The 19,382-nt window shown below is 65.4% G+C and carries 21 protein-coding genes; 12 read left to right on the top strand and 9 right to left on the bottom strand.

Going from position 1 to position 19,382, the window contains the following annotated elements; all coding sequences use genetic code 11:
• Positions 1-8: 8 nt before the first annotated feature.
• The 11 genes from ACXJY8_RS14085 (at position 9) to ACXJY8_RS14135 (ending at position 9,787) form a co-directional block, all read left to right on the top strand.
• Complete coding sequence (locus tag ACXJY8_RS14085; protein ID WP_463769881.1) at positions 9-1,019, top strand: DUF6352 family protein; 1,011 nt, start codon at positions 9-11, stop codon at positions 1,017-1,019.
• 74 nt (positions 1,020-1,093) lie between these two features.
• The gene (locus tag ACXJY8_RS14090; RefSeq protein WP_463780633.1) at positions 1,094-1,594 is read left to right on the top strand and encodes a DUF3305 domain-containing protein; all 501 of its coding nucleotides are present in this window, start codon (positions 1,094-1,096) and stop codon (positions 1,592-1,594) included.
• On the top strand, positions 1,591-2,268 hold the full coding sequence (locus ACXJY8_RS14095) for a DUF3306 domain-containing protein (protein ID WP_463769883.1): 678 nt from the start codon (positions 1,591-1,593) through the stop codon (positions 2,266-2,268). Before ACXJY8_RS14090 ends, ACXJY8_RS14095 begins: the two co-directional genes overlap by 4 nt.
• Before the next feature lie 106 nt (positions 2,269-2,374).
• On the top strand, positions 2,375-3,031 hold the full coding sequence (locus tag ACXJY8_RS14100; protein WP_463769885.1) for a TorD/DmsD family molecular chaperone: 657 nt from the start codon (positions 2,375-2,377) through the stop codon (positions 3,029-3,031).
• Positions 3,032-3,098: 67 nt separating this feature from the next.
• On the top strand, positions 3,099-3,338 hold the full coding sequence (locus ACXJY8_RS14105) for a formate dehydrogenase (protein ID WP_055955978.1): 240 nt from the start codon (positions 3,099-3,101) through the stop codon (positions 3,336-3,338).
• A gap of 7 nt (positions 3,339-3,345) precedes the next feature.
• A complete protein-coding gene (locus tag ACXJY8_RS14110; RefSeq protein WP_463769887.1) occupies positions 3,346-6,288 on the top strand; it encodes a formate dehydrogenase subunit alpha in 2,943 nt (980 codons plus the stop codon).
• A 16-nt stretch (positions 6,289-6,304) separates the two neighbouring features.
• On the top strand, positions 6,305-6,901 hold the full coding sequence (gene fdh3B / locus ACXJY8_RS14115; protein WP_056467736.1) for a formate dehydrogenase FDH3 subunit beta: 597 nt from the start codon (positions 6,305-6,307) through the stop codon (positions 6,899-6,901).
• A gap of 74 nt (positions 6,902-6,975) precedes the next feature.
• On the top strand, positions 6,976-8,016 hold the full coding sequence (locus ACXJY8_RS14120) for a formate dehydrogenase subunit gamma (RefSeq protein WP_463769889.1): 1,041 nt from the start codon (positions 6,976-6,978) through the stop codon (positions 8,014-8,016).
• Between the two features lie 48 nt (positions 8,017-8,064).
• Complete coding sequence (locus ACXJY8_RS14125; protein WP_463769891.1) at positions 8,065-8,304, top strand: hypothetical protein; 240 nt, start codon at positions 8,065-8,067, stop codon at positions 8,302-8,304.
• Between the two features lie 47 nt (positions 8,305-8,351).
• Positions 8,352-8,930 carry a hypothetical protein gene (locus tag ACXJY8_RS14130; RefSeq protein ID WP_463769893.1) on the top strand — a complete coding sequence of 193 codons (579 nt, stop codon included), beginning with the start codon at positions 8,352-8,354 and terminating at the stop codon, positions 8,928-8,930.
• A gap of 2 nt (positions 8,931-8,932) precedes the next feature.
• The gene (locus tag ACXJY8_RS14135; RefSeq protein ID WP_463769895.1) at positions 8,933-9,787 is read left to right on the top strand and encodes a shikimate 5-dehydrogenase; all 855 of its coding nucleotides are present in this window, start codon (positions 8,933-8,935) and stop codon (positions 9,785-9,787) included.
• A 20-nt stretch (positions 9,788-9,807) separates the two neighbouring features.
• Here ACXJY8_RS14135 and ACXJY8_RS14140 read toward each other — a convergent pair whose 3' ends face one another.
• The 6 genes from ACXJY8_RS14140 to ACXJY8_RS14165 form a co-directional block, all read right to left on the bottom strand.
• Positions 9,808-10,692, bottom strand: a complete 885-nt coding sequence (locus ACXJY8_RS14140) for a 2-hydroxy-3-oxopropionate reductase (RefSeq protein ID WP_463769897.1) — start codon at positions 10,690-10,692, stop codon at positions 9,808-9,810.
• A gap of 22 nt (positions 10,693-10,714) precedes the next feature.
• Positions 10,715-11,479 (bottom strand): HpcH/HpaI aldolase family protein, encoded by a 765-nt coding sequence (locus ACXJY8_RS14145; RefSeq protein ID WP_463769899.1) that lies wholly within the window; start codon positions 11,477-11,479, stop codon positions 10,715-10,717.
• 43 nt (positions 11,480-11,522) lie between these two features.
• Complete coding sequence (gene gudD / locus ACXJY8_RS14150; protein ID WP_463769901.1) at positions 11,523-12,884, bottom strand: glucarate dehydratase; 1,362 nt, start codon at positions 12,882-12,884, stop codon at positions 11,523-11,525.
• A 136-nt stretch (positions 12,885-13,020) separates the two neighbouring features.
• The gene (locus ACXJY8_RS14155; protein WP_463769903.1) at positions 13,021-13,905 is read right to left on the bottom strand and encodes a LysR family transcriptional regulator; all 885 of its coding nucleotides are present in this window, start codon (positions 13,903-13,905) and stop codon (positions 13,021-13,023) included.
• A 76-nt stretch (positions 13,906-13,981) separates the two neighbouring features.
• Positions 13,982-15,304, bottom strand: coding sequence for an MFS transporter (locus ACXJY8_RS14160; protein WP_463769905.1), 1,323 nt, complete (start codon positions 15,302-15,304; stop codon positions 13,982-13,984).
• A gap of 182 nt (positions 15,305-15,486) precedes the next feature.
• Positions 15,487-15,738: a helix-turn-helix domain-containing protein gene (locus tag ACXJY8_RS14165; protein ID WP_463769907.1), complete on the bottom strand. Its 252-nt coding sequence runs from the start codon at positions 15,736-15,738 to the stop codon at positions 15,487-15,489.
• Positions 15,739-15,933: 195 nt separating this feature from the next.
• Between ACXJY8_RS14165 and ACXJY8_RS14170 the strand changes: the two genes are divergently transcribed.
• Entirely contained in the window at positions 15,934-16,296 is a 363-nt protein-coding gene (locus ACXJY8_RS14170) for a c-type cytochrome (protein WP_463769909.1), read from the top strand.
• Positions 16,297-16,396: 100 nt separating this feature from the next.
• Here ACXJY8_RS14170 and pufC read toward each other — a convergent pair whose 3' ends face one another.
• From pufC to pufL, 3 genes are read right to left on the bottom strand one after another with little or no spacing between them, the layout of a single operon-like run.
• The gene (gene pufC, locus ACXJY8_RS14175) at positions 16,397-17,500 is read right to left on the bottom strand and encodes a photosynthetic reaction center cytochrome PufC (protein WP_463769911.1); all 1,104 of its coding nucleotides are present in this window, start codon (positions 17,498-17,500) and stop codon (positions 16,397-16,399) included.
• On the bottom strand, positions 17,497-18,489 hold the full coding sequence (gene pufM, locus ACXJY8_RS14180; protein ID WP_463769913.1) for a photosynthetic reaction center subunit M: 993 nt from the start codon (positions 18,487-18,489) through the stop codon (positions 17,497-17,499). The genes pufC and pufM overlap by 4 nt, the downstream gene beginning before the upstream one ends.
• Before the next feature lie 27 nt (positions 18,490-18,516).
• A complete protein-coding gene (gene pufL / locus ACXJY8_RS14185; RefSeq protein ID WP_463769915.1) occupies positions 18,517-19,341 on the bottom strand; it encodes a photosynthetic reaction center subunit L in 825 nt (274 codons plus the stop codon).
• Positions 19,342-19,382: the final 41 nt, after the last annotated feature.

Raw genomic sequence — 19,382 nt, forward strand, 5'->3', positions numbered from 1 at the left:
ACCCTGCCATGACGGAGTTCTGGGTCTCCAGCGGCCATCATCTGACACAGCGTACGGAGGGTGGCGGGCTGGCCGTCACCGATGAGCTGATCCTCGCTTATCTCGCTCGCCCGGAGCTCGTGCCGCCGGAAGATGCCTGTGTTGCGGAGCGCCGCCTCTATGCCGACCTTCTTGCTCAACCGCGCCGCAACGTCTCGTCCGAGGCCGTCACCTCCATCGTCGATCCGGACGCGCGGGAGAACTGGCAGGTTCTCCTCGCCTTCCGCGACCGCCTGCTCACCGCACGCTCCATCGAGGCGGCCTATCTCGGAATGGTCCGCGAGGGACTGCAGGGGATTCCCTCCCTGTTCCTCAACCAGCTGGTGCATCTGATCCTGCGCAATGCCCTCGACGGCTGCGAAGACCCGTTCGTTCTGCGTGCGGCCGAACTGATGTTCCGGCCACAGCGGGTCAGTCGCCTCGACGGCGCGGTGCTCCTGGCCGATGCCGAGGTGATCGAGGCGCGAGAGGGCAGCGCGCCGCTTTCGCCCCTGGTGGCGATGCTCGGCAAGGATGCGGCGAACGAACTCGACATCCTAAACGAGGAGAATGCCTGGAGCTACTGGAGTCGGTCCGATGCCTTCTCGATGGCGTTGAACCTCGGCTCGAGCGCACGCAGCCGCGAGGGTCTCGCCCGGGTGATCGAGATATTCATCGGACACCTCCTGAGCGAGGAGGTCCGGGTTGCGCCCCTCGATCGGCTCGAGGATTCGGACTGGCGCTGGTTCGTCGGCCTCGACGCCGAGGCCACGCGGATCGGCAATGCCCTATGGCGTGGCGAACCCGTATCGAACACCGACGAGGAACGCGTGATCGCGATCTTCAGCATGACCTTCGTGGATCGAACTCGCCTCGAAGACTCGGTCGCAGACCGGCCGGTCTACCTTCTGCTCGCGGCGAATGGCGCGAACCTCGTCACGATGAAGCCGCAGAACCTAGTCGCAGGTCTTCCCCTCAAGACAGCTTTGGCGCCCTGCTGATGCCGAACGACCCATCGCACGTTGATGCAATGGTCGGTGAGCGGGATCGCCACGAGCCATTGCAGGATCAGGCCATGCCTCAGAACCATTTCGAGGTCGGGATTCTCGTAGCGCGCCGGCGCCTGCGCGGCCCCTGGGCGACTCATGCCTGGATGCCTGTCTCCGCGCTTCCGGCAGCGCCTCCGGTAGCCGACTGGACACGCCTCTCGGAAACGGAGGAGGAAACAATCTTCTACGCTGGGTCCTACGATGTGCTGCTGCATCCCGCGGAAACCTCGCATTACCGGGACAACCTCGTGTCGGGTCGTCCGTCCCTATGGGTCGCCCTTCGGAAGCTCGACGAGGACGCCTACGAGATCGCGACGGTGACGGCCGATCCCTATGAAGGAGAGGCGATGGCGGAGGGCATCGGCGAGATCGTGGAAGCCGTGCCGATGCCGGCCGAATGCCAAGGCATCCTGCTCGCCTTCTTCGAGGCTTTCCACGTCGAGCGGAAGTTCGAAAAGCGCAAGCGCGACCGCGCAGATCCGGAGGCGTTGGCGCGTGGCGGCCAGGGCCGAGGACGTAGCGAATGAGCGAGGGCATCCTCTCGCGCTGGGCGCGGCGCAAGCAAGAGGTCCGCCTGCGGGAACGCGTACCGGCCTCGCCGGCGCCGGGAAAACCCGACGCCCCGCCGGTGGAATCGCAGCCGGAGGGTGAAGCCAACCTCGCGGCGGATCCGGCGCTCGAAGACGAAGGTCTCGCGGACGCGATCGCCCGATTGCCGAAGATCGAGGATCTGACGGCCGAGACCGAACTCGCGCCGTTCCTGCGTGCCGGGATCCCGGCAGCCCTGCGCAAGGCCGCTCTCCGCCGGATGTGGTCCGTCGATCCCGCAATCCGCGACTTCGTCAGCGAAGCTCGCGACTATGCCTACGATTGGAATACGCCCGGTGGCGTTCCAGGGATGGGCCCGATGCTGCCCACCGACGACATCAAGGCAATGGTCGAGCGCATCATGACCGGGCACGCGCCTGGACCCTCCGAAGCCCCCTCTCCTGATGATCCTCGAGAAGCCGAGGAGCCCACGGTCGAGCCGCCGGCTGCAGAGGTAATGGAGGCTGAACCGCAAGTCGTCGTGGCGCAGGAGACTGCCGTGGTGCACGTCGAGGAGGCGACCCTTCATCCACCAGAAAACGCCGTGCGCACGTTTCAATCGCCGGCAATTGTTTCGCCCCTGCGACGCCATGGCGGCGCGCTACCGAGCTAATCCGCAGAAACGCGATTGCCGTTCCGCGAAACGCTTTTTATTATCAATACAAACTAGGCTGCACCCGAGGTGGAGCGGCGCGGGGCCGGAAGGGTCGAGGAGTCGTATGCGTTCCGGTACGCTGTTGTCAGAGCATCGAGGGGAAGTGGGTCTCGGCGTGTCGGATCGGATTGACCCGACCGGGACGGCCGTGGATGAGGTCGATTACCTGCGTGCACAGCAATATGATCTTCTTGCTGTGCTCCTCGGCCGACCGCCGACACCGGAGCTTCTCGCCGCACTGGCTGAGCTGAAGGGCGGCGACAGTGTGTTGGGACGAGAGGTGGCGGCTCTGGCGTCCCTCGCGAGGGAAACTGCGGCAGACGCCGCGGAACGGGAATACTTCGCGCTCTTCGTCGGGGTCGGTCGCGGAGAACTTCTGCCCTACGCCTCCTACTACCTCACGGGGTTCCTCAACGAACGGCCCCTCGCCCGGGTTCGTGAGGATCTTGCGGGACTCGGGATCGAGCGCGACCCCGGGACCACCGAACCTGAAGATCATCTCGCGATTCTCTTCGACGTGATGGCGGGGCTCACGGCCGGACGATTCGAAGCGGAGCCGGGAGCGGCCCGCGCATTCTTCCTCCGGCACATCGCGCCGTGGGGCGAGCGCTTCTTTGCCGACCTTGAGCGGGCCAAGGCGGCACGCCTCTACCGTCCGGTCGGCGCTCTGGGACGCGCCTTCCTCGAAATCGAGGCGGCAGCTTTCACGATGGATGCCTGAGGCATCCATCCATTGGGATCATGGCGTGATGCCCGAGTGGGCAGACGCCGCATGGGGAGTGTGGGCGATGGGACAGGATCAGAAGGACCAGCTCGGCCGTCGCCAATTCTTCCGCGCCCTCGGCGGCGGCACGGTGGCGGCCGCGGCCGGCATGGCATCGCCGATCTCGGTGACCGAGGCGCAGGCCTATGACCCCGGCACGGACGAGACCCGGTCGCGCTACCGCCTCACGGACGAGGTGAAGGCGTTCTACCGGACGAACGGCTATGAAACTCTCCAGAACAGCACGAACGCCGGAAAGAAGTGAGCCAGCGATGCTGACCAAGCGCAAGAGCGGCGAGGCGAGCCGCACCAAGCATCAGGCCGTCGCCGCGGGCCTCGCGGCCGGTGTGCTCGACCGCCGCGGCTTCCTCAAGAAGTCCGGCCTGACCGCCGGTGCCCTGGCTGCCGCCGGCACCATCCAGCTCGGCTCCGTGCGGCAGGCGCGCGCAGCCGGGTCCTCCGCGACATCGCCCGACGTGCAGATCAAGAAGAACGTCTGCACGCACTGCTCGGTCGGCTGCACGGTCACCGCCGAAGTGGTGAACGGCGTCTGGGTCGGCCAGGAGCCCTCCTACGCGAGCCCAATCAACCGCGGCACGCACTGTGCCAAGGGCGCGGCGATCCGTGAGCTGGTCTCGTCCGACCGTCGCCTGAAATACCCGATGAAGCTCGTCGGCGGGCAGTGGCAGCGCGTCTCCTGGGAGCAGGCGATCGAGGAGATCGGCGACAAGCTCGGTGTCATCCGCGAGAAGAACGGCGCGGATTCGGTTTACTGGCTCGGCTCGGCCAAGTTCACCAACGAGGCCGCCTACCTGATGCGCAAGTTCGGCGCCTTCTGGGGCACCAACTCCGTCGATCACCAAGCGCGCATCTGTCACTCGACCACGGTGGCGGGCGTCGCCAACACCTGGGGCTACGGCGCCCAGACCAATTCCTACAACGACATCCGCAACGCCAAGACGATGATCATCCTGGGCGGCAACCCCGCCGAGGCGCACCCGATCTCCATGCAGCACGTGCTGTCGGGCAAGGAGATCAACCGCGCGAACATGATCGTCATCGATCCGCGCTTCACCCGCACGGCCGCCCACGCCACCGAGTACGTGCGCATCCGCTCGGGCACCGACATCCCGGTGGTCTGGGGCATCCTCTGGCACGTCTTCCAGAACGGCTGGGAGGACAAGGAGTTCATCAGCCAGCGCGTCTACGCCATGGACGACGTCCGCAAGGAAGTCGCCAAGTGGACGCCTGAGGAGGTCGAGCGCGTCTCCGGCGTGCCCGGCGAGCAGCTGCGCCGGGTGGCGGAGAAGTTCGCCAAGGAGAAGCCCGCGACCCTGATCTGGTGCATGGGCGCGACCCAGCACACGGTCGGCACCGCCAACGTGCGCGCGCTCTGCATCCTGTGTCTCGCCACCGGCAACGTCGGCAAGCCTGGCACCGGCGCGAACATCTTCCGCGGCCACACCAACGTGCAGGGCGCCACCGATCTCGGCCTCGATGTCACCTCGCTGCCGCTCTACTACGGTCTCGTCGAGGGCGGCTGGCGCCATTGGGCCCGCGTTTGGGACGTGCCCTACGAGTGGCTGCAGTCCCGCTTCGACGAGGTCCCCGCCGCGGCCGGCCGCAAGGCCCGCTCGCGCAAGGAGAACATGGAAGCGCCGGGCATCACCTCCACGCGCTGGTTCGACGCCGTGAACCTGCCGCCGGAGCAGATCGACCAGCGCAGCCCGATCAAGGCCTTCATGGTCTTCGGCCACGGCGGCAACACCGTGACCCGCCTGCCCGAGGCGATCGAGGGCATGAACAAGCTCGAGTTGCTGGTGGTCGCCGATCCGCACCCGACCACCTTCGCGGCCCTCGATGCCCGGCAGGACAACACCTACCTGCTGCCGATCTGCACCTCCCTCGAGATGGACGGGTCCCGCACGGCCTCGAACCGCTCGATCCAGTGGGGCGAGCAGATCGTGAAGCCGGCCTTCGAGTCGAAGAACGACTACGAGGTGCTCTACCTCCTGGCCAAGAAGCTCGGCTTCGCCGAGACGCTGTTCAAGAACATCAGGGTCGAGAACAACATCCCGTCGGCCGAGGACCTGCTGCGGGAGATCAACCGCGGCGGCTGGTCGACCGGCTATACCGGCCAGAGCCCCGAGCGGCTGAAGGCGCACATGCGCAACCAACACAAGTTCGACCTCATCACCCTGCGGGCGCCCAAGGACGATCCGGAGGTGGGCGGCGACTATTACGGCCTGCCCTGGCCGTGCTGGGGCAAGCCCGAGCTTCGGCATCCGGGATCGGCGATCCTCTACAACACGTCGCTTCACGTGAAGGACGGCGGCAGCACCTTCCGGGCCCGCTTCGGCACTGAGCGCAACGGCCAAACGCTGCTGGCTGAGGACAGCTTCACCAAGGATTCCGACCTCACCGACGGCTACCCGGAATTCACGTTCGGGGTGTTCAAGAAGCTCGGCTGGGACAAGGACCTGACAGCCGACGAGCTCGCGACCATCCTCAAGATCGGTGGCGACAAGCCGGATACCGTGAGCTGGGCAACCGACCTCTCGGGAGGCATCCAGCGTGTCTGCCTCGACCACGGCGTGATCCCGTTCGGCAACGGCAAGGCCCGGGCGAATGCCTGGAACCTGCCCGACCCCGTGCCGGTGCACCGCGAGCCTGTCTACTCCCCCCGTCCTGACCTCGTGGCGAAGTATCCGACCCGACCGGACGAGCGGCAGTTCCGCATGCCGAACATCGGCCTCTCGGTGCAGAAGGCAGCGGTCGAGCGCAACGTGGCGCGCGACTTCCCCATCATCCTCACCTCGGGCCGCCTCGTGGAATACGAGGGCGGCGGCGAGGAGACCCGATCGAACCCGTGGCTCGCCGAACTGCAGCAGGACATGTTCGTCGAGATCAACACCGGCGACGCCGCAGAGCGTGGGATCAAGGACGGGTCCTGGGTCTGGGTCACCGGCGCCGAGAACAGCTCGAAGGCCAAGGTCAAGGCGCTCGTCACCGACCGTGTCGGCAAGGGCGTCGCGTTCATGCCCTTCCACTTCTCGGGTTGGTACGAGGGCAAGGACATGCGCGACTACTACCCGAAGGGCACCGACCCGGTGGTGCTCGGCGAGAGCGTGAACTCGGTCACCACCTACGGCTTCGATCCTGTGACGGGCATGCAGGAAACGAAGTGCACCCTATGCCAGATCAAGGCCGCGTGAGAGGAGCACATCGACCATGGCCCGTATGAAGTTCCTCTGTGACGCCGACCGTTGCATCGAGTGCAACGCCTGCGTGACCGCATGCAAGAACGAGCACGAGGTGCCCTGGGGCATCAACCGCCGTCGCGTCGTAACGCTGAACGACGGCAAGCCCGGCGAGCGCTCGGTCTCGATGGCGTGCATGCACTGCACCGACGCGCCCTGCGCGGCTGTTTGTCCGGTGAACTGCTTCTACACCACCGCCGACGCCGTAGTGCTGCACTCCAAGGACATCTGCATCGGCTGCGGCTACTGCTTCTACGCCTGCCCGTTCGGCGCACCGCAATATCCGCGCGTCGGAAACTTCGGCTCGCGCGGCAAGATGGACAAGTGCACCTACTGCTCGGGCGGCCCGGAGCCGGACCTGTCGGTGGCCGAGTACGAGAAGTACGGCTCGAACCGTCTCGCCGAGGGCAAGCTGCCGCTCTGCGCCGAGATGTGTTCGACGAAGGCCCTGCTCGCCGGCGACGGTGAAATGATCGCCGAGATCTACAAGCAGCGCGTGATCAAGCGCGGCTACGGCTCGGGCGCCTGGGGCTGGAAGACGGCCTACCGCGAGACCGTGGCGCTCTGAACGCTGCACCTTCGCCCCTGAGATCGCCGGACCTCTGGCGATCTCGCGACGATACCCCATCGAAAGGAACGCCGATGCGGCGGGCAGTCACGCTTCTCAGCACCCTCGTCGTCGCTACGACGCTCCTGGCCGCACCGGCGGCCTTTGCGCCCGCCCAGGCGCAGAACCCGATCACCCAGGATGGGCAGAATCCGATGGGCGCCAAGCCCACGGCGGATTCGGTCAACGAGGAATTCCTCTTCAAGAACGCCGACAAGATCACCGGCCGGATCAGCATCCCCGACCGGAAGGCTGCGAACCTGATCCAGCCCCAGGGTCGCGAGTACCAGTCGTTCCGCGAGCATTACCTGCCGTGGATCGGCGCCGCCTTCATCCTCGGCATGATTGCCGCGCTGGGCGCGTTCTTCCTTTGGCGCGGGCGCATCCTCACGGAGCACAGCCAGGAATCCGGCCGGAAGATCCTGCGCTTCAACACGTTCGAGCGCTTCACCCACTGGATGACGGCCGTGTGCTTCATCATCCTCTCACTCTCAGGCCTGAACTACATCTTCGGCAAGCGCCTGCTGATGCCGCTGATCGGCCCCGAGGCCTTCGGCGCCCTGGCGCAATGGGCAAAGTACAGCCACGTCTACCTCGCCTGGCCCTTTATGTTCGGTGTGGCGATGATGTTCGTGGTCTGGATCAAGGACAACATCCCCAACCGGCTGGACTGGGCGTGGATCAAGGCCGGCGGCGGCTTCATCGGGAACAAGCACCCCCACGCGGCCCGCTTCAACGCCGGCCAGAAGGGCGTGTTCTGGATGGTCGCCGGCTTCGGCGTCGCCATGAGCGTCACCGGACTGATGATGCTGTTCCCGTTCGCCCTGGTGGACATCAACGGCATGCAGGTCATGCAGGTGATCCACTCGCTGATCGGCATCGCCTTCATCGCCGGCATCCTGGCGCACATCTACATCGGTACGCTCGGCATGAAGGGCGCCTACGACGCCATGGGAAGCGGCAAGGTCGATCTGGCCTGGGCCCGGGCGCACCACGATCTGTGGGTGGAGCAGGAGCAGGCGAAGACCGCGAGCGGTCCGCAACTCTCCGGGCGTCATCCCGCCGCTGCCGAGTAATCCTCCTACCTGCCCGAAGACGCCCGCGCGGCGACGAGGAAATCGATCATGAAAGCCTTCATCCTCGCCATCATCGCGGCCATCGGGCTCGGTGTCGCTGCCATGTACGCCCTGACGAGCAACCAGAAGTTCGCCTATCAGGCTTTCGCGACGTCCGGCGCCCGCGTATCGGAGCCGGGCACCAACCTCGTGGGTGAGAAGTGGAACGGCGATCCGCGAACCAACGATGCCGGTGAGTCGGCACACGGCAAGGCGACCGGCGAGCCCTCACACCCGAAGCGTTCCTGAGCGCGCAACCGAACCGACCGAAGAGCCTGGACTTCAGGGGAATGCAGATGAATCGCCACCTGCCTATCGCCGTCTTGCTGCTGTCGAGTTGCCTCGCAGAACCCGCAGCCTTCGCGCAGGAACCCGCAGCCGGGCCGGCGGCAAAGGGTCCGGCGAACCTCTGCCAGGAGCTGTCGGCCTTCGTGAAGAAGCCCGAGGAGAAGAAGCAGGAGGCCGCAACGCCACCGGCACAGGCCACCGCCGTCTCAAATTCGTCGGGCAAGAGCGACGGACAACCCTCGACGGCCGGGGGCGATCCGCAGCAGAAATCCGGTCTCAGCGGGCCGACGAACACCGACGCAAAGGCACCGAGCAGCGACACGAGGGCGCCCGTCAGCGATGGTAAGACCGTCCTGGCGCAGGCCAATGCCGCGGCGAAAGCTCCGCCCGCGCCCGGTGCCCCCGCGCCGAGTCCAAAGCCCGATCCAGCGGTCGTGGCTCAGATCGAGGCAGCCGTCGGAGCGAACGATCAGGCGTCGTGCCGTGCGGCCGCTCGCGCCATGCGGGTGGCCGGGGTCATCATGCCCCCGCCCCTCCTCGCCCTCGCGGCCCTGAACCCGAAGTTCTTCACCGCTTCCCAGCCCTGAGAGTGTCCGAAGATAGGGAGCTCGAGGAGCACGATCTCCCCCGACGTCCACCGATCGGACGGGATACGACGCTGTGCATGTCGCTCTCGGCGCGACCGGGCCATTTCGGCTCACGCTTCCATAACCGGCTCTACGCGCTTCTGGGGCTGGATTACGTCTACAAGGCGTTCGCGACCAGCGACCTGCCGGGAGCGATCGCCGGTATCCGGGCCCTCGGCATTCGCGGCTGCGCCGTCTCGATGCCGTTCAAGGAAAGCGTGATCCCGCTTCTCGATGCCCTCGATCCATCCGCGCGGGCGATCGAGAGCGTCAACACCATTGTCAACGACGATGGCCGTCTCACAGGATCGAACAGTGACTACGTCGCCGTACGTCGCCTGCTGACGCAACAATCCATCGATCCGGCGATGCCCTTCCTGCTCCGCGGCTCCGGCGGCATGTCCAAAGCTGTCGTGGCGGCTTTGCGCGATGGCGGATTCCGGGAAGGGACGATCATCGCCCGCAATGGTTCAGCGGGCGGCGCCTTGGCAGCACGCTACGGGTTCGCCCACGCAATCGAACTCGGCGATCGCACCGCGCCGCTTCTCATCAACGCGACGCCGCTTGGAATGGAAGGCGCGGAGGCTGCCGCTCTCGCGTTTCCCGAAATAACCATCGCTGCCGCTACGGTCGCCTTCGATGTCGTGGCTCTGCCGTCGCGGACGCCGTTCCTGATCGCGGCCGAACGTCTGGGCAAGCCTTGCATCGAGGGCCATTCGATCCTGGTGCTGCAGGGACTGGAGCAATTCATCCGCTACACCGGCGTGACGCCGACGGCTGCGCAGGTCGCGGACGCGGCGGCTTTCGCCCGGACCTGACCAGCCGAAGGCTCGGGGCGCTAGCCTTCGGCCACCGGGTGGTTTCCCATGATTTCCAGGGCGCGAACGAGGGCCGAGTGGTCCTTGTCACCCACGCCGTTGGCAGCGCAGATCGAGAACAGCTGCTGCGTCAGCGCCGTGCCGGGTAGGGCGAGGCCGAGCGACTTGGCGCCTTCCAGGGCGAGATTCAAGTCCTTCTGGTGCAGAGCGATACGGAAGCCCGGATCGAAGGTCCGCTTGATCATGCGCTCCCCGTGCAGTTCGAGGATGCGCGAGGTGGCAAGGCCACCGGTGATCGCCTGTCGAACCTTGGCCGGATCGGCCCCCGCCTTGGAGGCGAAGATCAGCCCCTCGGCCACCGCCTCGATGGTCAGCGCCACGATGATCTGATTCGCGACCTTCGCCACCTGCCCGGCCCCCGTGTCGCCCACATGCGTCACTGCCTTGCCCATCAGGTCGAAGAGCGGCTTCACCCGTTCGAAGACTTCGAGCTTGCCGCCGACCATGATCGAGAGCGCCGCGTTCTTGGCACCGACCTCGCCGCCCGACACGGGAGCATCGAGGTACTCGACGCCCCGGTCGGCGAGGCGCGCCGCGAAGTCGCGGGTCGCAATGGGCGAGATCGAACTCATGTCGACCACCACGGCCCCGCGCTTGACGCCCGTGACGACGCCGTCGGCACCGAACAAGACGGCTTCGACGTCGGGCGTGTCGGGCAGCATCAGGATCACGACGTCCGAGTGTTCGGCGACGTCGGCGGCGGTCGCGCAGGCCTTGCCGCCGGCCAAGACCAGAACCTCGGGCACCTGCCGACGGGTCTTGAGGGCGAGGCTGTGTCCGCCCGCAATCAGGTGGCCGGCCATGGGCGCGCCCATGATTCCGAGACCGATGAATCCGACGTTCATGTCCGTCTCCCAGGTGCTGGCGTCAGCGGAAGCGCGCGGCGAGCGCTTCGGAGGTGCGGGCGAGAAGGCCCATATCCGAGCCGACCGCGGTGAAGCGGGTGCCGGCCTCGATGTAGCGGTGAGCCAGGTCTTCGTTGGCGGTGAGGATGCCGGAATGCTTGCCGGTGCTGCGGATGCGGGCGATCGTGTCCTGCACCACCTTGACCACGTCTGCATGGTTCTGCTGACCGAGATAGCCGAGGCTGGTCGAGAGATCGCCGGGTCCGATGAAGACGCCGTCGACGCCCTCCACGGCGGCGATCTCCTCCAGGTTATCCAGGGCGCGCCGCGACTCGATCTGGACCGCGACGAAGATCTCCGCCTCGCAGCGGGCATGATAGTCGGGGATGCGGCCGAAGCGGGCGGCGCGGGGTGCCTGCGAGAAACCACGCACGCCGCTTGGGGCATAGCGCGTCGCGGCGACGGCGCGGCGTGCCTGATCGGCATCGTCGATGTTGGGGATCATCAGCGACTGCACGCCGGTATCGAGGATACGCTTGATGGTGATGGGTTCATCGCTCGGCACCCGCACCATCGCGTGGGCTCGACTCTCCATCATCGACTGAACCTGGGCGTAGACGTCGCGCAGGTCGTTGGCGGAGTGTTCCATGTCGAGGAGCAGCCAGTCGAAGCCCGAACCGGCGACGACCTCAGTCGAAATCGGGCTGGCGAGGCTGCACCAGAGGCCGATCTGCTGCTGTCCGGCGTTCAGGGCTGCCTTGAAGTGATTGGTGAGGATGTCGGTCATCGTCGCGTCTCCGGGACTTATGTGTTCAGCGCGCGAGGCGGGATTATCGGACGAGGCAGGGGCGCTTGTTGTCGAAGGTCCAGTCGGGGATCAGAAACTGCATCGCGATCGCATCGTCGCGAGCACCGAGGCCGTGGCGCCGGTAAAGTGCGTTCGCAGACTCGACCTCGGCCCAGTCGATTTCGATCCCGAGGCCGGGACGCTCGGGCACCCTCACAAGGCCGCCCTTGATCTGCAGGGGCTCCTTGGTCAGGCGCTGGCCGTCCTGCCAGATCCAATGGGTATCGATGGCGGTGACCCGACCGGGAGCGGCGGCGGCCACGTGGGTGAACATGGCGAGCGACACGTCGAAGTGGTTGTTCGAATGCGAGCCCCAGGTCAGGCCATGGTCCCGACAGAGCTGAGCGACGCGGACGGAACCGGCGAGTGTCCAGAAATGGGGGTCGGCCAGCGGGATATCGACCGAACCGAGCTGGATGGCGTGATTCATCTGGCGCCAGTCGGTGGCGATCATGTTGGTCGCGGTGGGAAGACCGGTGGCACGCCGAAACTCGGCCATGATCTCTCGACCGGAGAAACCGTCCTCCGCTCCGCAGGGATCCTCGGCGTAGGCGAGGACGTCTCCGCGGCCCTTGCACAACGCGATGGCCTCCTCAAGCGACCAAGCGCCGTTCGGGTCCAGGGTGACGCGTGCCTTGGGGAAGCGCTCGTGGATTGCGGTCACCGCCGCGATCTCCTCCTCGCCCGAGAGCACGCCCCCCTTCAGCTTGAAGTCGTTGAAGCCGTAGGTCTCGTAGGCGGCCTCGGCGAGGCGTACCACCGCGTCGGGGCTCAGCGCCTCCTCGTCGCGCAGCCGAAACCAGCCGTCGCGGGCCTCCGGCTCCCGGTAGGGAAGATCGGTGCCCCGGCGGTCGCCGACATAGAACAGATAGCCAAGCATCTCGACGGCGTCGCGCTGCTGGCCCTCACCGAGGAGGGCCGCCACAGGCACGTCGAGGAACTGACCGAGCAGGTCGAGAAAGGCGGACTCGACGGCCGTGACGGCATGGATGGTCACGCGCAGGTCGAAGGTCTGGAGACCACGGCCACCGGCATCGCGGTCGGCGAAGCGCGTGCGCATCGCGTTCAACACCGCTTGCCATTCGCCGATCGGGCGGCCGATGACGAGGTCGCCAGCATCGTCGAGGGTCTGCCGGATGCGCTCACCACCCGGGACTTCGCCCAGGCCTGTGGCGCCCGTGGAATCGGTGAGAATAACGAGATTGCGCGTGAAGAACGGGCCGTGGGCTCCGCTGAGATTGAGCAGCATGCTGTCGCGGCCAGCGACCGGCACCACTTTCATGGCGGTCACGACCGGCGTGCGGGAAGCGCCGCGCGGTGAAGAGGCCTTCGAATCGAGGTGCATGGACGTTCTCCCGAATTTGCTGCCGCAGCGTCTGCGCGCCGTCTTGCGTTCTCCGTTCTAGGAACCCCGGCGATGCCGGTCCAAACCAAAGGATGGATCGATCAATGCAGGGATCGCATCGATCGCCGACGTGATGTCAGGCGAGGTCGCGGAGGAGCCTTCGCAGTTGGGCCAGGAGCGGCACATCGCTGTCCCGCTTCCAAGCCAGATGAAGCTCGGCCGGTCTCGGTGCCACGAGGGCGAGCGGCCGGAATGCGATGCCTTCGAAGCGGAGGCGCTCGGCCGCCGTCGGCACGAGAGCGATCCCGATACCGGCACGCACAAGGCCCAGGATCGAGTGGATCTGGGTCAATTGCTGGACGATGCGCGGATGAAGTCCGGCCCCGGCGAACAACCCGACTAGCAGGTCGTGGAAGTAACTCGCTTCATGGGGTGCGTAGCCCACGAAGGCCTCCCCATGGAGATCTTCGAGGCTAAGGGTCGTCCGGTCGGCGAGAGCATGGTCCGCCGGCAGGGCGACGACCAGCGGCTCGGCCAGCGCCTGCTCGGCTTCGAGTTCAGGATGGTTGACCGGCGGGCGGATGAACCCGGCATCGATCTGGCCGGAGAGAATCGCCTCGATCTGATCCTTGGTCACCATTTCACGCAGCGACAGGGTGACGTCCGGCATCGCGCCCCGGCAGGCGATGACGAGGCGCGGCAGGAAATCATAGGCGGAAGCCGCGGTGAATCCGAGCTTGAGAACGCCTGCCCGCCCGGCGGCGACCTGCCGCGTCACGTAGGTCGCCGTTTCGGCCAGCCTCAGGATCCGCAGCGCTTCCGGAAGAAAGCTGCGCCCGGCAGCGGTGAGGCGGACCGAACGGCTCGTTCGATCGAGAAGCTGCACATCGAGAACCCGCTCCAAGACCTGGATCTGCCGCGACAGCGGCGGCTGAGTCATGTTCAGACGCGCGGCCGCTCGACCGAAATGCAGTTCCTCCGCGACGGCGGCAAAGCAACGGAGTTGGCCGAAATCGAGCATCACGCCTCGCGACGACGATGCGGCCGCGGGTTTCCCACAGCCGCGGTTCCGTGACGGTTCGAACGGAGAGTGCCGGTCAGCGCAACTCCACCCGTTTGATCTCTCCGACGATGACGAGATAGCAGAACACGGCGACGAGCGCGTTCAGGCCGACGAAGACGAGGGCGCCGTTGAACGAACCGCTCTGTTGGACGATGTAGCCGATGGCGATCGGCGTGGTGATGCCGGCGGTGTTGCCGAAGGTGTTGAACAGGCCGCCGTTCAGGCCGCCGGTCGAGCGCGGCGAGGTATCGGAAACCACAGCCCAGCCGAGGGCACCGATCCCCTTGCCGAAGAAGGCCAGCGCCATCAGGGCGATCACGACCGCATCCGCTTGGACGTAGTTGCAACCGATGATGCTCATCGACAGCAGCATGCCGCCGACGATCGGGATCTTCCGCGCGGCGGTCAGCGAGTAGCCGCGCTTGAGCAGCAGATCCGAGAGCCAGCCTCCCAGAATACCGCCGACGAAGCCGCACAGCGCCGGCAGCACTGCGGCGAAGCCCGCCTGCAGAATCGACAGGCCGCGCTCCTTCACCAGGTAAACTGGGAACCAAGTGAGGAAGAAGTAAGTCAGGGTAGTTATACAGTACTGACCAATATAGATGCCGAGCAGCATGCGATTGGAGAGCAGTTGCTTGATCGTCTTGCCCGCATCGACCGGCGCGCTGGCGCTGCGCCCATCCATGTCGAGCAGGGCCCCACCCTCCTCGATGTAATCGCGCTCGGCCTGGTTGATCCCCGGGTGTTCCTTGGGTCCGTGGATCACCTGGATCCAGAGCAGCGCGAAGGCGATGCCGAGGGCCCCCATCAGGGTGAAGACGTGGTGCCAGCCGTAATGGTGCACCACCCAGCCCATCAGGGGCGTGAACAGCACGGTGGCGAAGTACTGCGACGAGTTAAAGAACGCCGATGCCGTGCCGCGCTCGGAGGTGGGAAACCAAGCCGCGGTGATACGCGCATTGGCCGGGAATACCGGGGCCTCGGCCAGACCGACGAGAAGGCGCAGACTGAACAGCACCGCCACGGCGGCGAAGCCGGTGAAGAAGCCGACCGCCCCCTGCATCAGGGTGAAAGTCGACCAGAGGAAGATCGCGCCGGCATAGACCCACTTGGCCCCATAGCGGTCGAGCAGCCATCCGCCGGGCAACTGGGCGAGAACGTAGGACCAGGCGAAGGCCGAGAAGACGTATCCCATGGAGACGGCGTCGAGGCCGAGGTCCTTGGCGAGCGAGGGACCGGCGATCGAGAGCGTCGCACGATCCGCGTAGTTGATGGTGGTGGCGACAAACAGCATCGTGACGATGAGAAGCCGTACACGGCTCCGCTTCGCCGCGGTCATGACCAGACCGGCGCCCATGGCGTCTCTCCCTGAGAACGGACCACCCGGCCTTCGCCTCGGCGGACATCGGTCATTCTCGAAAGCGCCCCGACGGGACCTCGGCGACCGTTTGCGGGATCGACGCTACGGCGCGTCTCGTCCAGCCGTCCAACTCAAAGATTGGATGGATCGATACCTCAACGGCATGAATGGCTGCTGCTTCAGGCGGGGGCCGAGCCCATGATGCCCGTGCTCAGCGCAGACATCGCATTCCCTTGCAGGGTTAGGCGAGCCCGAGGATCCTTCGCGAAAAAGGCTTCGAGCAGACCCTGAAGTTCCCGGTTCGGTTTCTTCATGCCGGTGACGAAGCGTGAGATCCGGGGCTGATTGATCCCAAGTTCCCAGGCTAGGCGCGCCTGGCTCCACCCGGAGCGATCGAGGAACTGACGAACGTCGGACGGCTGGACCGGCATCGCTTCATCCAAGGCGACCAAATGCGCACGGACGGTTGAGGATAGGCAGTACCCCGGGTAGCGGCCATAGAAGATGCAATTTTAATCCGCGGACATTTCATCACGTTATCGTGAAACCCCGCGTCGTTCGCGTTACTTTCAGCAACTGCGCTTTACGTATGTCGGGTCACCCAAAGCGATCTGAGAGGAAACTTCATGCGGTATACGATCTTCGGTGCCCTGTTTGCCGCTCTGCTGCCCATGGCAGCCCAGGCGGAGGGCGATGCCGCGGCGGGCGAGAAAGCCTTCGCACCCTGCAAGGCGTGCCATGCCTTCGGCAAGAATGGCGTCGGGCCGAACCTCACCGGTGTCGTCGGGCGCAAGGCCGCTTCGGAGGAAGGCTACAATTACTCCGCTGCCCTGAAGGGTTCCGGGATCACCTGGGACGAGGCGAACCTGCACGAGTGGCTGAAGAACCCGAAGGCGAAGGTGCCGGGGACCAAGATGGTTTTCGCCGGTTACCCCGACGACAAGAAGATCGACGACGTGATCGCCTATCTGGCCACCAAGAAGCAGTGAAACCGAGATCGTCCTGATCGGGATCAGATCCGATTGCATAGGAAAACGCCGCCGGGGGAGACCTCGGCGGCGTTTTCTTCGATCTCAGACTTCAGCGAGATTACTGCGGAGCGGCCGGCTGCATCGGGGCAGTGGTCTCCGGTGCCTTGGGATCGGCGGCACTGGCGGTTTCGGTGGACTTCGCAAGTTCCGGATAAGCCTCGACCACGTGTGCCCCGTTCAACGGCTTGCTGACTCCGTTGTGGCAGGTCGTGCAGTTGACCTTCGGTACGTCGCCCAGAGCACCGAGGCGGTTACGCGGGAAGGTGGACAGCAGCGGCTCGAGATAGTTGCCGTTGATGTCCCGTACCATCCGGATACCATGCCAGGCGGTGGTCCGCTGTGGGGTGCTCTGAGACCAGTTCGAGATGGCCCGTGTGTTGTGGCAGAAGGTGCAATTGACGCCCAGGCCTTCCGACATGTGGATCATCAAGCCGTAGGTCTTCTCAGCGTCCTGTATCGGCTTGCCCTTGGTAGTCGGCAGCGCCGTCGTCGCGTTGACCCGAATCGCGTTGTTGTCGATGTCCTTGTCGGCGAGATACTCGGTGAGCGTATCGTAGGGCAACGATGCAAGACCAACCGACGGCGCCGCCATGTTCTGCCCGTTGTTGCGGGCGATGAACCCGCCCGGGCGGTTCGGACCCGGATCGGTGAACCAGATGTTGGCCGGCACCGGCTGACCACGATGACAGGTATAGCAGGTGACGCCTGCGCCCCCGACATGGTTTTCCTTCCAGGAACTGTTGATGTGCTGCGTCATCTGCAGCATCCGGCGAGCGACCTTCTTTTGATAGAGACTGTCGTCGGCCATGTTCTCGGTGTTATGACAGTAGGTACAGCCTTGCTCGGGGCTGACCCATTCCGTCATCGAAGCCATCAGCCGATTGAACTCGTTGACGCTGACGTTCTTGAGGACCTGAACGTTCTCGTACGTCGTACCGGCGAGTTCCTCGCCGGGCTCGGCCGGATCGGCGGGTGCCGGCGCGAGGTTGGCCTGCCTGATGTCCTCGACGGCTTCGCGGGTATGGACCTGCGCCATCGCGGTCCCGCGAAAGCCGTTCTGGTGGACCGCCAGCGGTGGCCGGTCCCAATCTGTCAGACCGACCATCGCCACCGTGAGAAAGAAGGCGATGGAAGCTCCAAGAACGGTGACGAAGGTCTTCATGGAGCTCCCCCGGGTATGGTGGTGGGCGACACGCTCAAGGGATCGATGACCGGCGGGTAGACCTGCGGGTAGGAGGGAGCGACGCCGTGCTTGACCGCCCACAGGTACCAATTGTCGACGACCGTGCCGGTGAGCAGGATGCCGATGCCGCCGGTGAGCGTCGTCAGCACCGCGAACCACCAGGCCCAGCGGTGGACCGACTCCATGGTGGCATTGAAGCCCATGGTCCAGCGCCAGAACAGGGCGGCGCGCTCGGTGGCGGTTCCGCGATCGACGATCTGATCGATCTCGCGTTCGCCGCCGAAGCGGCTGACCGCCAGGATGGTGCCGCCATGCATCGCGAAGAGCAGCGTCGACCCGTAGAGGAAGACGATCGATAGCATGTGGAAGGGATTGTAGAAGAGGTTGCCGTAGCGGAGCGAGAATGCGGCGGTCCAGTCGAGGTGCGGGAAGATGCCGAAGGGCACAGCCTCGCTCCAGGACCCCATCAGCACCGGGCGGATGAATCCGAGGACCAGGAACAGCCAGATCGCCGAGGCGAAGGCCCAGGGCACGTGGTAGCCGAGCCCCAGCGCCTTGGCCCGACGGAAGAGCCGCAACCACCAGAGCAGGATCGAGGCGGTGAGAAAGAAGCCGGCGATCAGCCACCAGCCGCCCTCGGCCAACGGAGGCAGGATCCGGAGACCGTATTGCGGGCGCGGCGGCTCGAGGGCGAGCCAGGGCAATTGCCGGACGAACTGAACCGGATCCCAGTTCACGCTCGCCCACATGTTGAGACCGATGATCTCGAAGGCGATCAGACCGCAGGCGAAGGAGAGAGCTCCGAGATACCCGATATAGATCGGTCCGACCTGGGCGTTGCCGATGAGGCCGAAGAGGTAGGAGTTGAAGGGCGTGCCCCAGCGCTTGTCGACATCCACCGGGATGCCATGCTCTGGCTCGATCGGGCGGACCTGCACTTCGGAGAAGATGTTCTGGTAGTAGGCCATGGTGTCACAAGCCTCCCTATTCCGAATTCAGCGCCAGACCGGGAGATTGAGCCACCAGCCCCACCATTCGGGCCAGCCGCGGGTCCAGAATGGGCCGCTAATGACGATGCAGACCGCGCTCCAGAAGCCGGCGGACAGCGCCAGGAACAGGCCGAGACGGTGGATGCCGAGCGTCCCGATCGAGTAGCCGATGGTGTCGCGGAAGAACGTGTCCTCGTGCTCGGGCGTCTTCACCACCTCACCCTTGCCGGGATTGGTGGAGGACAGGATTAGCGAGCCGTGGAGCGAGAGCGCCAGCGTTGTGGTGAAGAAGAACGTCACCGCCAGCATGTGCGCCGGATTGTAGTGGAAATGCAGATACTGGTAGCCGGTGTTCGAGACCCAATCGAGGTGGCTGAGGATGCCGTAGGGGAATCCGTGTCCCCAGGCGCCCATCAGCAGCGGCCGGATCACCACCAGGGTCACGTAGGCGAAGATCGCCACCGCGAAGGCGAAAGGCACGTGGTAGCCGATGCCGAGCTTTCGGCAGATCTCGACCTCGCGCAGAGCCCAGGAGGAGAAGGCGCCGACGGCGCAGAATGTGATGATCTGCCAGAGGCCGCCCTCCTGGAGGGGCGCCAGGGCGAGCCCGTATTTCAGGTCGGGCGGTGCGATGTTGATCTGCCAGATGTTCCAGGTCGGTCCGAGGGCCGCGCCGTAGATGATCAGCGCCGTCCCCAGCACCGAGAAGAACAGCGTCGTGACGCCGAAGAAGCCGACATATAAGGGACCGACCCAGAAATCGAACAGGTCGCCGCCGACCAGGGTGCCGCCGCGGATGCGGTATTTTCGTTCGAAACTCAGCATCGCCATCGCGACCTCCCAGGCCCACCGTCACGTGTCTCGGCGATGGT

This window comes from Methylobacterium sp. TK31 (genome assembly GCF_055361545.1).

Excerpts from the sequence above, each read along its gene's own strand:
- ACXJY8_RS14085 (WP_463769881.1), top strand. The coding sequence starts at position 9 with ATGACGGAGTTCTGGGTCTCCAGCGGCCATCATCTGACACAGCGTACG.
- ACXJY8_RS14090 (WP_463780633.1), top strand. The coding sequence starts at position 1,094 with ATGCCTCAGAACCATTTCGAGGTCGGGATTCTCGTAGCGCGCCGGCGC.
- ACXJY8_RS14095 (WP_463769883.1), top strand. The coding sequence starts at position 1,591 with ATGAGCGAGGGCATCCTCTCGCGCTGGGCGCGGCGCAAGCAAGAGGTC.
- ACXJY8_RS14100 (WP_463769885.1), top strand. The coding sequence starts at position 2,375 with ATGCGTTCCGGTACGCTGTTGTCAGAGCATCGAGGGGAAGTGGGTCTC.
- ACXJY8_RS14105 (WP_055955978.1), top strand. The coding sequence starts at position 3,099 with ATGGGACAGGATCAGAAGGACCAGCTCGGCCGTCGCCAATTCTTCCGC.
- ACXJY8_RS14110 (WP_463769887.1), top strand. The coding sequence starts at position 3,346 with ATGCTGACCAAGCGCAAGAGCGGCGAGGCGAGCCGCACCAAGCATCAG.
- fdh3B (WP_056467736.1), top strand. The coding sequence starts at position 6,305 with ATGGCCCGTATGAAGTTCCTCTGTGACGCCGACCGTTGCATCGAGTGC.
- ACXJY8_RS14120 (WP_463769889.1), top strand. The coding sequence starts at position 6,976 with ATGCGGCGGGCAGTCACGCTTCTCAGCACCCTCGTCGTCGCTACGACG.
- ACXJY8_RS14125 (WP_463769891.1), top strand. The coding sequence starts at position 8,065 with ATGAAAGCCTTCATCCTCGCCATCATCGCGGCCATCGGGCTCGGTGTC.
- ACXJY8_RS14130 (WP_463769893.1), top strand. The coding sequence starts at position 8,352 with ATGAATCGCCACCTGCCTATCGCCGTCTTGCTGCTGTCGAGTTGCCTC.
- ACXJY8_RS14140 (WP_463769897.1), bottom strand. The coding sequence starts at position 10,692 with ATGAACGTCGGATTCATCGGTCTCGGAATCATGGGCGCGCCCATGGCC.
- ACXJY8_RS14145 (WP_463769899.1), bottom strand. The coding sequence starts at position 11,479 with ATGACCGACATCCTCACCAATCACTTCAAGGCAGCCCTGAACGCCGGA.
- gudD (WP_463769901.1), bottom strand. The coding sequence starts at position 12,884 with ATGCACCTCGATTCGAAGGCCTCTTCACCGCGCGGCGCTTCCCGCACG.
- ACXJY8_RS14155 (WP_463769903.1), bottom strand. The coding sequence starts at position 13,905 with ATGCTCGATTTCGGCCAACTCCGTTGCTTTGCCGCCGTCGCGGAGGAA.
- ACXJY8_RS14160 (WP_463769905.1), bottom strand. The coding sequence starts at position 15,304 with ATGGGCGCCGGTCTGGTCATGACCGCGGCGAAGCGGAGCCGTGTACGG.
- ACXJY8_RS14165 (WP_463769907.1), bottom strand. The coding sequence starts at position 15,738 with ATGCCGGTCCAGCCGTCCGACGTTCGTCAGTTCCTCGATCGCTCCGGG.
- ACXJY8_RS14170 (WP_463769909.1), top strand. The coding sequence starts at position 15,934 with ATGCGGTATACGATCTTCGGTGCCCTGTTTGCCGCTCTGCTGCCCATG.
- pufC (WP_463769911.1), bottom strand. The coding sequence starts at position 17,500 with ATGAAGACCTTCGTCACCGTTCTTGGAGCTTCCATCGCCTTCTTTCTC.
- pufM (WP_463769913.1), bottom strand. The coding sequence starts at position 18,489 with ATGGCCTACTACCAGAACATCTTCTCCGAAGTGCAGGTCCGCCCGATC.
- pufL (WP_463769915.1), bottom strand. The coding sequence starts at position 19,341 with ATGGCGATGCTGAGTTTCGAACGAAAATACCGCATCCGCGGCGGCACC.